Source organism: Bacillus sp. CH_70, assembly GCF_038007045.1.
GTDB classification, from domain to species: Bacteria; Bacillota; Bacilli; order Bacillales; family Bacillaceae_G; genus Bacillus_A; species Bacillus_A cereus.
In genome coordinates, this window is the sequence record NZ_JBBOWL010000001.1 from 3,242,127 (window position 1) to 3,253,963 (window position 11,837).

Here is an 11,837-nt window from a genome sequence, read left to right on the forward strand (position 1 = left end):
CACGGAAAATCTCCCGTGCTTTTCTAAATATATATTATTCCTGAAGGTTTCGTTTATCACGTTTCTTACCCTAACTGACGTTTAAATGCTTTACTGGCGAAAAAGTAAGAGATGACCATTATACCTACGCACCAAGCGAGCGCAATCCAAATATCGTTTCCAACAGTTCCTTCATATAAAAGAGCACGAATCGCATTCACGATTGAAGTTACAGGCTGATTCTCTGCAAACGCACGAACAATTTTTGGCATCGTTTCGGTAGGCACAAAGGCCGAACTAATAAATGGAAGAAAAACTAGCGGGTACGAGTAAGCAGTCGCCCCTTCCATAGACCTCGCTTTCAATCCTGGAATGATAGCTAGCCATGTTAGCGCCAGCGTAAACATCCCAAGTATCCCAGCTACCGCGAGCCAATCTAGAATATTAGCACTGGAACGGAAACCCATTAAGAGTGCAACAAGAATAACCACCACGATAGTAAGTACATTAGCAACAAGAGAGGTTAGAACGTGAGCCCACAATATCGATGAGCGCTTAATAGGCATCGTAATGAAACGTGCCATCAGCCCACTCTTTACATCCGTAAAGAGTCGCACGGAAGTGTAAGCTACACCGGATGCGATAGCCATTAGCAAAATTCCCGGCAATAAATAATTAACGTAGTTTTCCGTTCCAGTTTTTATTGCGCCGCCAAACACGTAGACAAATAATAGCATCATCATAATCGGTGTAATCGCTACTGTAATAATTGTATCCGGACTGCGCATAATGTTACGCATTAAACGACCTAGTAATACACCTGTTTTACTTTTCATTTACATCTCCTCCTTTTTGCCAATGATCGCAAGGAATATTTCTTCCAATGTCGGTTGCTTCTCGATATACTCCACTTTTGCTGGCGGGAACATCTCTTTTAGTTCAGCAAGAGTACCTGTCGTAATAATTTTTCCGCCATGCAAAATAGCGATACGGTCTGCCAGTTGTTCTGCTTCCTCCAAGTACTGAGTCGTAAGCAAAATAGTTGTACCGCTACCAGCAAGTTCCTTGACTGTATCCCACACTTCGATTCGCGCTTCAGGATCAAGTCCAGTCGTTGGTTCGTCAAGAAAAATAACTGCTGGCGCCCCAATCAAACTCATCGCGATATCAAGCCGGCGCTTCATCCCGCCTGAATACTGATCTGCCCTTTGGTTTGCCGCATCAGTCAGGCTAAATCTTGCAAGTAGATTGTCAGCAACTTGAGCGGGATTGGAAACACCACGTAATTTGGCGATCATTATCAAGTTTTCCCTCCCTGTCAGCATACCGTCTAAAGCTGCGAACTGCCCTGTCAAACTGATACTTTGACGAACATGGTCTGGTTGACGCTGTACATCAAATCCGCAAATACTTACTTCACCGCTATCTTGCTTCATTAGCGTCGAAAGGATGTTAACCGTTGTCGTCTTTCCAGCTCCATTTGAGCCTAGCAGCGCGAAAATTTCTCCACGCTGCACCTCAAAATCTACCCCTTTTAAAACTTCCTTGTCTTTAAAGGATTTTTTCAAGCCTTTTACAGAAATCGCTGCATGACTCATACTTTTTTCCTCCCTATAAAAATGTTTTGCGAAGACTATTTATTTACCTCTATCTATTTAGTATCACTGATATTCTGTATTACTTAGTACCGAGTTAAAAATATAACTGAATAGCTATGATGGCAATTCATATGTGTAACCAGCTAATCAGTCGGTACTACTTATTCCATTTATTTTTTTCTCAATTTCTTCATAATACTTTCATTCAAATCTTCACGATACTTGGAGACGTAAGTTTTAGCATTTGCCACTAGTTCGTCAGCAAAGGAAGCCACGTCATCCCCAGTAATGTCAAGCACTTGTCTTCCTTCCGCTGCACCCGCTTCGAACAAATCGATTAATTCATACTGTATGTGTAACATATCCATCCCGTTACCCGCTGAAAAATTCCACATGTAGTTTTGAATTTTCTTAAATACAAATTGGTAGTCCTCTGGCAGAGCCTCAACTCGTGCCATCATCATTTTGTACTCTTTTTTATCACCAATTAACTTTTTGAACATTTCTAACATCTTATTTTCCTCCTTTTTTATAAAACCGAACAAGAAATTCTCAAAATATCGGCCGGAACATTTTATCTTATGAACCTATTTTGACTTCAAGACGTTAATTTTTGACGATACAAAATCCCATTTTTTCCAAAACAATTCAAGCTCCTGGCGGCCTTCTTCATTTAATGAATAAAACTTACGAGGCGGTCCCATATCTGATGGTTTCTTTTCAATATTCACAAGCTTTTTCTTCTCTAATCGTACGAGGATGGTATACACCGTACCTTCCACAACTTCGGTAAACCCAAGATCATTCAGGTGGCGGGTAATCTCATAGCCATACGTTTCACGGCGACTAATGATTTCCAGTACACACCCTTCCAGTGAACCTTTCAGCATTTCAGTTAAATTTTCCATGTCCTGATCCTCCTTTACCCCCTATTCTGTCTGACTTATATTCAGTATCACAGAGTACTAAGGCGAATTTTTTACTGAACAGTTTTTGTGAATCCGAACTATTCAGTATCACTTATTACATCTACATTGTATGACTAAGTAGTTATGGATGTCAACTTTATTTTCAAAAAAATTAAAAATCCGCTTTACCCTAACCGGATACAGCCTACTTTTTTTGTTGTAAGGACCATCACACTAGCAAAACAGAACTGATTCAAAGTGTAATTTAAATCAGCTCTGTTTTATTGTTTTTATACCGATATATCTTGTTTTTTCACGATACAAATTGTTTCTCACTACCATTCCCATTGTATATAAAGCATAAAGGCAAGTGCGGTCAGAGAAAATTTCCAGAGATTATCCGTACATGATACGAGCCCCTAAAATACAATTCTGTTAGAAATCTGTTCTCTATATTCTCTTTTATTTTATTTCTGATAGTTGATTAGCAACACTATCTAAAAATTTTTCTACCTTTTCTTTTGATGTATCCGGCGCATGATAACCGATCGTAAATGTAAGCCTTCCATTATAAGAGCTTGCTCCCATTGAAAAGAATGGTGCATACATAATAGGTGATGCCATATACCCGTCCTCAGCTTGAATTTGACCAAACTGAATAGGTTCCTCAGCAATCACTCCCAAATTTGTCAGTAATGGCAACCCCATCCCCATCTGTACAGCCTGTTCATATTGCTGATTATACATTTCCTTCACTGTAGATAGCTTCATTTCTGCCAGTAACTCCATTCCTGCTGCTGAAGAAAGACCTGGATTTTGAGACTTTATTTTATCCATTGATTGTTTAACTCGAACAAGAGTCTGCTTAAATGTTTCATCGTCTTCCATTTTAATCACTGGCATTTCCATACCGGATAAGTTGCAAATAGCACCAGTTGTATTATTAGGCAGATATCGACGTAAATCAATTGTCAAACCAATCATTTTTTCTGCAGTGCGAGGTTCTGCATACACAGTGAAATGTGATAAAACTCGGAAGTAAGCAGTCATGATTACATCATTCAAGGTAACCTGTTGTGCTTTTGTCCATTGGGTTAAACGTAGAGTTTGCTTATGGCTCAATCGCCGTACGGACATTTGGGGAAATTTATTTTTGTTAGGTTGAGATGGAAAAGACCATAACGATGCCTGTTGTTCTTGGTTAGGACGATACGCACTTTTTATGTCCGATATTCCAGCGTATTTGAATACATGTGATTGATCTCGACAACTCTCATTTCCCTCATCAAATTCCTTTATAATTTGCTTCTTAGACCGTCCCAATGAAAGGTGAGTATATATTGTTCCAAGCAATTTTATATATTCCTTGACTCCTGCACCATCTGAACATAGATGAGACAATTTCACAACTAACATATCTATTGTAGTGCCCCGTAATAATTTCGTTTGAACCATAGGCCCCTGAATACGATCACCAGGTTCCTTAATAAAATCTATTGCCATTATTTCAAGTTCTTGATTATTTCCTTCTGCAAAAAAGCAAATAGATGAGTTAGTGTCAGATGAATGTTCCTCCCAGTAAGGAATATCATTTTCTACAAACCGGCTGTTCAAAACTGGTTGCAATTGCAACGTTATCCTTACTGATTCTTCAAGTATTTCCTTTGATATACCTACAGGAAAATAAAGAACTGCATTAATTTGTTGATCTGCAGAATAATGACCTAATACATAATTCATTCGATCTTGTGGTGTTACTGAATACTTTCTTTTCTCCATAATTCCGTCCCCCTTTAGGACTTTTTGTATAACCCTATTTTCCATATGCTTGTAATTTTTCTTCAAGAGCTAATAACGCTTATTTTTCGAATTTTTAACGAAATCATCTTCTCCGTATTGGTTTCATTCTTTTTACAGGTGATATATTCATTATTTTATTGTTATCAACACTGCCTAACCTTACAATAAAACCAAACAAAAATAAATTAAGTTTACATATACATAAACATTTTATTATAACGTCTACAAATTATCAATATAGCAAATAAATCATTTTTATGTCTGTCAATAAAAAACAATATATTCAAGGGCCACTTCATAATAAAAGATTGATGTGCATGTAAATGTACCCATATCACTTTCAAAATAAGAATGAGAATTTTTTCAACAAAAATAAGATGCAGTTATTGATTTTACAGTAAAAAAAGCCCCTCCATTTTGAAAATGCGCAATCAAAATGAGTAGGGCTATTTCCAATTTAAATTTTATAAAAGAATGATTATCATAAATAATATTTTACTTTTTAGTCTACCTTATTATTTTCAATCCATTTTCCTAATAAATGAATGGATTTTATTCCTATAATTTGAGGTGGTATCGTTGGTTTTTAAAAATAGAAAGCTTATTTTCAAATCAAATGAAAAAGAGGTAAATTTATAGATATTCATGTAGAAATTTCGTTTTGGGGATACTTAAAATCTTAAGGTGATGAGCATGTGGTGTTATACTTTAAAAGCTCTATAAAATTTATAGATATAGCGATTTTCTTTATTAATAATCATTTGTATGTGCGTTTACTCACACACATACAAATGATTTATAAAGCCACAATTAAGTGAAAACACCTTTTCCGTTACGATAACATCATAGCCATGTCTTCTGCTGCATTTGTAATTAGTTTTAAACCAAATGTTTCTTGTAATACATCAAGCACGCCAGGTGAAATAAATTCAGGAGCCTTTGGACCGATGCGAATATCTTGAATTCCAAGACTAAATAGCCCGAGTAAAATGGCAACCGCTTTTTGTTCAAACCATGATAGCACAATACTTACTGGCAATTCATTCACTTCACATTGGAAAGCATCAGCTAATGCAGCTGCTATTTTCACTGTAGAAATGGAATTATTACATTGTCCTAAGTCGATGTAGCGCGGAATCTCGGTACCAGGTACAACACCGTAATCCACATCATTAAAGCGGAATTTCCCGCAAGAAGTTGTTAAAATAACTGTTTCTGACGGAAGTGACGTTGCTAATTCACGATAATATTCTCCACCTTTTCCCGGTGCATCACAACCGGCAATAACAAAGAAACGCTTTATCTTCCCCTCTTTTACTGCATTAATAATTTCCGGAGCTAATGATAATACTGTATTATGATGAAACCCTGTTACTAACTGTTCATCCGACTCCATATGTACTTCTGAAAGTTCTAGTGCTTTTTGAATCAATGGTGTAAAATCATCATTTTCAATTTTTTGTACACCCTCTAAACCTGCAATGTCATATGAAAAGAATCGATCAGAGTATGATCCTTTAATTGGCATAACACAGTTCGTTGTAGCTAATATGGCACCAGTAAATTTTTCAAAAAGGCGTCTTTGATCATACCATGCCTTACCGATGTTTCCTTTTAAATGTTTATATTTTTTCAGTTGCGGGTATCCGTGTGCTGGTAGCATTTCAGAATGCGTATAAATATTAATGTCTTTTCCTTCTGTTTGCTTTAATAGTTCTTCTAATGCAAATAAATTATGGCCCGTAACTACAATTGCTTTACCTTCTACACGATTTTGTGTAATTTGTACAGGTTCTGGCACACCAAAATGATTCGTATGTGCCTCATCTAATAATTCCATCACCCGTAAAGCTGATTTCCCCACTTTCATAGCCATATCAATATGCTCTTGTTCGTTAAAATTAGAATTTGTTAATGTCATATATAAAGCTTCTTGTGTTGTAGCATCTACAAATCCATCCGTATACCCTAGCTGAGCAGCATGTGTGCGATAAGCTGCAATTCCTTTTAGCCCAAACACAATCGTATCTTGTAGACTCGCAATCGTTTCATTCTTGCCACAAACACCCATTACTTTACATCCGCCTGTTGGCGTTTGTTCACATTGATAACAAAACATATCATCCCACCCTCTCCCAATCATTCATTACACCTTAAGCATAATACCCATTGAAAAAAAGTGATGTGATATCAATCACAATAATATATAAAGATTTGTGACAGTTCATATTGTTGACATAATACTTTTATTGACATCCAAAAAATATACATTAGTGTGCACACATCTTTCGATACTTTTAAATAGCTAAATAATTAATTTGGAGAAATATATACAACAAAAAAATTTTTTTGAATCCCTTATACAAATAATTGCAATTCATCTCATATGAAAATAGCGTATTTTTTATTTTAAGGAACTATCATTTTTTTATTAAAGCCTTCATTGTAAACCTCTTTATTTACAATACATTTACACTATCTTAACATTACTTACATTATTTATATGATATATTTATATAGAAGCTACTTAAGAAATTTCATATACATTTTATCTTTATGATCTCTAATCTAATCAATAAAAAGATCATGTTATATTTTTATAACAGGGGTGAATTACGATGACTGAAACTTTAAAAACACTTATAATGCTTGATGCTACTTACGTTGTTATTGCAATTATGACAGTACTAGTATTTGTATACTTGGAATTAAAATCTCAGTAATATATGCTGACGTAATCGACAGATTCAGCATTTAAATATAGTTAGAAGAAAGAAAGGAGAAAATTATTTCTCCTTTCTTTTGTATTTCTACAATTTCTTATTTTAATAAATCCAATGTATGTAAAAGTAATCCCTTGTCTCCTACTTCTCCATGACCAGGTACTACCGAATTTATATTTCCATATCGCTTCAGCACATTCTCAATCGATGTAGACCATTCATTTACATACGCATCCGCAACATTTCCTAAATCTTTAGCTTCCGCAGATTTTACTAAACAGCCTCCAGCTAAAATTTGATATTGTGGCAACCAAACAACAATATTATCTTCTGTATGTCCTTTCCCTGGATAGAACGTTTCTACTTTTGTATTACCAAACTTCAAACTCGTAATTATTTGTAAATCTCCAAGCGGCTCTTCATATCCACTGTTCTTTGCTAGTTCTGCGGTTAATGCTGTACTATGCGCTTTAACTCCTTTTTCTTTCAACGCTGTTATTCCGCCAATTCGATCAGCGTGCGCATGTGTAATAATGACATCCGTTACGCGCTTCTGAAATTTCTTTTCTACCATTTCTATTAGTTCCTTCGTTAATTTGTCATCCCAAGAAGAATCAACAAGTACTAACCCTTTAGAAGTATTAAGAACTAGACCGTTCGAAGGAACTGCTTCTCCATTAAAATAACCTAACTCCGTATGAACCCATACATTCTTGTTTAACTGAGATATTGAAATGGTTCCCGTCTCATTTTTGATTACTGTTTGCTCTACCTTTTGTGATGCTTGTACAGAAGAAATTGTGCTAACAAATTGAATTGTTCCTAGTAAACCTACACATAATCCTACTTTTAACAACGTATTCTTTTTCATGTCATCAACCCTTTCTTTCAAGCTAAATAGTTATTACCTATATTAGACAATTTATCTCAAATGTTTGTTCCATCTTCATTTGCATACTTTTATGTAATTAACAAAAAAGCGTACAAAATTTTGTACGCTTTAAAACTTAATCTTTCATTCCATAACTCTCAAACTCTTCCTCATTCCCATAAAATACATTCAAATCAATATGCTTTTCTTTTCCATTATAACCGCTTAATCTCCCGCGGTTCGTGTATTGCCAAAACGTCCATTTTCTCTCATCAGATAAACTCGGTTTTGTAAGAACACTACGAATCCATATATTACATTTTGGATACGCATCCTTTATATATAAATCATACGCCTCTTGCGTTGCATACAATATTACTTTCTTATCGTAATGTTTTTCTAGCATTTCAATCATAACCGACAACTCTTTCGTAACATCTTCACGCTTAGGGGGATTATCTTTTTTGTTAGCGTAAAACTTAACATCAATCACGGGTGGCAGTGCTTGTTTATATTTTGGAACAGTTCGTATAAATTGTTCTGCTTGTGTTTCACCCTTACTATCGAAACTAAAAAAATGATACGCTCCGATGCGCATATCTGTCTTATTCGCATTCCTCCAATTTTTCGAAAAGTACTCATCCACAAACGAACTTCCTTCAGTCGCCTTTATAAACGCAAACTTCATATTTTGCTTTTCCAACTCTCTCCAATCTATATCCCCTTGATACGACGCAACATCTACACCTTTTATTTCATACTTATCCGCACTTATTTGATTCGGAATGAATATACCCTGAAAAACTAAGTAAGCGACAACACTCATTACACTAATTAAGGTAAAGATTCCTCCTATAAAAAGCTTCCTTTTCACTCGTATCCCCCTTCTTTACACATTAATATTCCACTTACCATTCACGTTTTTTATTTATCCTCATTTTTTCTTCAAATGCCTTCTCCAAATCAATTTCTAACTTATTTGCTAAATCACATACATTCCAAATGACATCAAACATTTCTAAACCAATCTCTCTTTTCGAATCTTGTATTTTATCACGCTTTAATATAACTTCTGCTAATTCACCTAATTCCGCCATCGTATATATCGTACGCTCTTCAATTGTTGTATCTTGAAATCCTTTTTCTTTACTGAAATTTGATACATACCTCTGAAACTCCACAATATTCATACTTAATCTCCCCTCATTACCAATACTCCATTTTTCTATTACACTTAAAACCAAAATTATATTTTGTTAAATTATAACATTCGGACTATAATTTATTTATAGCCCATTAACGGAGGTGTTTGCAATGACTCTCTTCGCTTCACCAACATTATTTATAGTAGCAATTATTTCATTTGCACTAGCTTATTTCATCGGAGTAAAGCAGTACACTTGGCTCTTATCAGGATTCAACGAACGCCGCGTACCTGATAAAGTGAAACTATCAAAAATAGTAGGTCTTTATAATTTAATTGCTGGTGTCATTGCGACAATCGGCAGTGTCTTCACTACGCCTAATGTCACAATCGTTATTCCTATCACTCTAATTGGACACTTTACAATCGCGGCTTATGTAAATACACGCATGGTGCAGTGAAAAAGATCACCCAAATGGATGATCTTTTTTATAATTTATCAACATATTGCTTCGCTTCTAGTAAGGAAAAACCAAAAGCTTCTCTTACTCTCTTAACTGCTGTAATTTTTTTGCCTTCTTCTACAAGCTGGCGTAGTTCTTTATTAATTTCAGGTTCTCTTTCTATAATTCCCATTTCTTTCGTAATTAATTGTAATCTATCTTCAATTCTCTTTAAACGCGCATCATTTTTCTTTTCAATTGTAGTTAATTTTTCAGCGATATAAATGAAACCAACAGCTACTATCAGTATAACCATCCAGAATTCCATGAATGTTCCCCCTTACTAACTTTCATTTGCTTTATTCCACTAACTTATGTAAATTTTACCACAATACACATTTAATGTATAACATCACTATATCAAACTGTTAATAAAACCTATTATTTTAGGGGGACACTTTATGAAAAGATTTTTAAATACGTTACTTCAATTTGTAGTTCTTTCAATCGTGCTACATTTATTATTTGATATAGTTGGTTGGCTTGTTTTCAATGCACCAATTAAAAACAAACAAATCATTATTTCTTTAATAACAATCTCATGGGTTATGTACATGTACCGAGACAAATTTTTTCAAAAGTTCACTTCAAACTAACTAAAAAAGAAAACACTTCATTGGTGAGGTTGTAAAAACGTTATCCTTATAATGAAAATAAAGAAGCTGTTCCTTCCAGCTTCTTTATCTATATAACATTTTTCGCAACAATTTTTATATGTTCTGGTGCGATAATCTCCGTTATACTTTCTTGGAAATCTTCCCGCAACATTTCTTCCAAATGTTCTAACTGCACTTCAACATGAGTGCATTCTAAATTATGTATATTTAACAGTGCATAATGATCTTTTTTCTTAATTACTAAATATTGATTTTCCTCTGTCACAAGTACAGAACCTAATCGGACTCCTAGTAAGCGTTGATCATCAAACTTCATAATTACTTCTCCTTCCCTCATATAAACAAAACTACAATGAAAATAATTACATTTATGGAAAAACACGCTTATTTAGACTATATCATAATTTACTAAAATAGAAATATCTTTTTCTGTTTTAATAAAAATCCCTATTTTTTCATATATTTCGATACAAAAAACTTTCTCAACATTAAATTTGAATTTTCAGTTTTTAATTCTATGAAAATCTATTATAATAAAGTTAATAAATGTTTGACCTCTCCTAATTCATGTACATATGGATGATCAGTAGTTATTGCTACTGATCTATTTTTTTGATTTCAGAAAGTACATACTCTGCATCCTTTCCTACACCACAAATAAGTGCGGAACCCCTTTGAGATTGCCAAGGTAAACCGATATAATACAATCCTTTTACTGGACTGATTCCCTTTATATGATTAGGAAATCCTTTCTCATTCACTGCCTGTTCAATTTCAATCCAATTATAATTTTGTACAAAACCAGTTGACCATATAACGCTTTCTGCACTATAAGTATCACCATTCTGAAACATAATGTTATTTCCTGATGCACTTACTACTTTTTCTTGCAGTTTGATTGCTTCATTACGAATAAGTTTCTTACCTTCAAAACCGAAAATAGGGTCCTTTCTCTTCTGAAACCATCTTCCCCTCTTTGTATTTATTTCAGCGTACAATAAACCCACTTTTTCTAGCAGATTAAAAATACTTTTTCCAAAAAGTTGTAACGGTAAAAACGTTAAAGGATGACTAATAGACACCGTAACTTCATGAGTCTTTGCCAGTTCTACTGCAATTTGCATTCCTGAATTCCCACCACCTACTACTAGTACTTTTCCCTTAGGAATTTGTGATGGTGATTTATATTGTGATGAATGTATTTGAAAAATATGTGATGATAGATTTGCTGAAACTGAGGGAATAAACGGTTGCTGAAAACCACCTGATGCGATAATAACTGTTTTCGTTTGTAAAATTTCTGTAGGAGTGTGTAATTCAAATATTTCTTTTTCTTTCTTTATCTTTAAAACTTCCGTTTGTAATTGTACCGGTAATTGAAAATGTCTTGCATATTCTTCTAAATAAGTTGCAATTTCATCTTTATATGGAAATTCATTTTTTTCACCTATTAACGTCATACCCGGCAAGCTACTGTAAGACCTTGAGGTAAAAAGCTGCAAAGAATCATATCGATTTCTCCATGAATCACCAACTCGTTTTCCTGCCTCAAGTAATAAAAAATTATACCCTTCTTGCTTCAAGTAATATCCCATTGTTAATCCAGCTTGACCAGCCCCAATAATAATTAGATCTTTCATTCTAATCCCTCCTCTTCTTAAACATATGAATACTTGTTCATATATTCATACGTT

14 protein-coding genes are annotated in these 11,837 nt (G+C 34.5%); 2 read left to right on the forward strand and 12 right to left on the reverse strand.

The features are described 5' to 3' along the window. Positions 1-65: 65 nt before the first annotated feature. From N2V79_RS16445 to N2V79_RS16485, 9 genes are all read right to left on the reverse strand, one after another. Positions 66-815, reverse strand: a complete 750-nt coding sequence (locus N2V79_RS16445; RefSeq protein WP_000837816.1) for an ABC transporter permease — start codon at positions 813-815, stop codon at positions 66-68. Continuing rightward, on the reverse strand, positions 816-1,577 hold the full coding sequence (locus N2V79_RS16450; protein WP_000017471.1) for an ABC transporter ATP-binding protein: 762 nt from the start codon (positions 1,575-1,577) through the stop codon (positions 816-818). 170 nt (positions 1,578-1,747) lie between these two features. Further along, entirely contained in the window at positions 1,748-2,089 is a 342-nt protein-coding gene (locus tag N2V79_RS16455; RefSeq protein ID WP_000891986.1) for a DUF1048 domain-containing protein, read from the reverse strand. A gap of 75 nt (positions 2,090-2,164) precedes the next feature. Further along, a complete protein-coding gene (locus N2V79_RS16460) occupies positions 2,165-2,485 on the reverse strand; it encodes a PadR family transcriptional regulator (protein WP_000429488.1) in 321 nt (106 codons plus the stop codon). Between the two features lie 462 nt (positions 2,486-2,947). Then, complete coding sequence (locus N2V79_RS16465; protein WP_340720082.1) at positions 2,948-4,264, reverse strand: condensation domain-containing protein; 1,317 nt, start codon at positions 4,262-4,264, stop codon at positions 2,948-2,950. Between the two features lie 853 nt (positions 4,265-5,117). Beyond that, entirely contained in the window at positions 5,118-6,404 is a 1,287-nt protein-coding gene (hcp, locus tag N2V79_RS16470; protein ID WP_002204729.1) for a hydroxylamine reductase, read from the reverse strand. A 701-nt stretch (positions 6,405-7,105) separates the two neighbouring features. After that, complete coding sequence (gene bla2, locus N2V79_RS16475; protein WP_182813191.1) at positions 7,106-7,879, reverse strand: BcII family subclass B1 metallo-beta-lactamase; 774 nt, start codon at positions 7,877-7,879, stop codon at positions 7,106-7,108. Positions 7,880-8,015: 136 nt separating this feature from the next. Then, positions 8,016-8,753, reverse strand: coding sequence for a glycoside hydrolase family 25 protein (locus N2V79_RS16480; protein WP_340720083.1), 738 nt, complete (start codon positions 8,751-8,753; stop codon positions 8,016-8,018). A 34-nt stretch (positions 8,754-8,787) separates the two neighbouring features. Further along, complete coding sequence (locus tag N2V79_RS16485; protein ID WP_001028130.1) at positions 8,788-9,069, reverse strand: MazG nucleotide pyrophosphohydrolase domain-containing protein; 282 nt, start codon at positions 9,067-9,069, stop codon at positions 8,788-8,790. A gap of 124 nt (positions 9,070-9,193) precedes the next feature. On the opposite strand from N2V79_RS16485, the gene N2V79_RS16490 reads away from it, so the two are divergent. Further along, positions 9,194-9,484, forward strand: a complete 291-nt coding sequence (locus N2V79_RS16490; protein WP_340720084.1) for a DUF3784 domain-containing protein — start codon at positions 9,194-9,196, stop codon at positions 9,482-9,484. Positions 9,485-9,512: 28 nt separating this feature from the next. Here the strand turns inward: N2V79_RS16490 and N2V79_RS16495 are convergent, their stop codons facing one another. Then, positions 9,513-9,794, reverse strand: coding sequence for a hypothetical protein (locus N2V79_RS16495; protein ID WP_000397724.1), 282 nt, complete (start codon positions 9,792-9,794; stop codon positions 9,513-9,515). A gap of 133 nt (positions 9,795-9,927) precedes the next feature. Here N2V79_RS16495 and N2V79_RS16500 point away from each other — a divergent pair, with 133 nt between their 5' ends. Then, positions 9,928-10,122: a hypothetical protein gene (locus tag N2V79_RS16500; RefSeq protein ID WP_000819660.1), complete on the forward strand. Its 195-nt coding sequence runs from the start codon at positions 9,928-9,930 to the stop codon at positions 10,120-10,122. A gap of 88 nt (positions 10,123-10,210) precedes the next feature. Here the strand turns inward: N2V79_RS16500 and N2V79_RS16505 are convergent, their stop codons facing one another. Then, a complete protein-coding gene (locus tag N2V79_RS16505) occupies positions 10,211-10,459 on the reverse strand; it encodes a hypothetical protein (RefSeq protein ID WP_000666948.1) in 249 nt (82 codons plus the stop codon). A gap of 280 nt (positions 10,460-10,739) precedes the next feature. Continuing rightward, on the reverse strand, positions 10,740-11,783 hold the full coding sequence (locus N2V79_RS16510; protein WP_069356000.1) for a flavin-containing monooxygenase: 1,044 nt from the start codon (positions 11,781-11,783) through the stop codon (positions 10,740-10,742). Positions 11,784-11,837 lie beyond the last annotated feature (54 nt).

Coding starts and splice junctions, on each gene's coding strand:
- bla2 (WP_182813191.1), bottom strand. CDS start 7,879: ATGAAAAAGAATACGTTGTTAAAAGTAGGATTATGTGTAGGTTTACTA.
- N2V79_RS16450 (WP_000017471.1), bottom strand. CDS start 1,577: ATGAGTCATGCAGCGATTTCTGTAAAAGGCTTGAAAAAATCCTTTAAA.
- N2V79_RS16505 (WP_000666948.1), bottom strand. CDS start 10,459: ATGAAGTTTGATGATCAACGCTTACTAGGAGTCCGATTAGGTTCTGTA.
- N2V79_RS16490 (WP_340720084.1), top strand. CDS start 9,194: ATGACTCTCTTCGCTTCACCAACATTATTTATAGTAGCAATTATTTCA.
- N2V79_RS16495 (WP_000397724.1), bottom strand. CDS start 9,794: ATGGAATTCTGGATGGTTATACTGATAGTAGCTGTTGGTTTCATTTAT.
- N2V79_RS16465 (WP_340720082.1), bottom strand. CDS start 4,264: ATGGAGAAAAGAAAGTATTCAGTAACACCACAAGATCGAATGAATTAT.
- N2V79_RS16500 (WP_000819660.1), top strand. CDS start 9,928: ATGAAAAGATTTTTAAATACGTTACTTCAATTTGTAGTTCTTTCAATC.
- hcp (WP_002204729.1), bottom strand. CDS start 6,404: ATGTTTTGTTATCAATGTGAACAAACGCCAACAGGCGGATGTAAAGTA.
- N2V79_RS16485 (WP_001028130.1), bottom strand. CDS start 9,069: ATGAATATTGTGGAGTTTCAGAGGTATGTATCAAATTTCAGTAAAGAA.
- N2V79_RS16455 (WP_000891986.1), bottom strand. CDS start 2,089: ATGTTAGAAATGTTCAAAAAGTTAATTGGTGATAAAAAAGAGTACAAA.
- N2V79_RS16510 (WP_069356000.1), bottom strand. CDS start 11,783: ATGAAAGATCTAATTATTATTGGGGCTGGTCAAGCTGGATTAACAATG.
- N2V79_RS16445 (WP_000837816.1), bottom strand. CDS start 815: ATGAAAAGTAAAACAGGTGTATTACTAGGTCGTTTAATGCGTAACATT.
- N2V79_RS16460 (WP_000429488.1), bottom strand. CDS start 2,485: ATGGAAAATTTAACTGAAATGCTGAAAGGTTCACTGGAAGGGTGTGTA.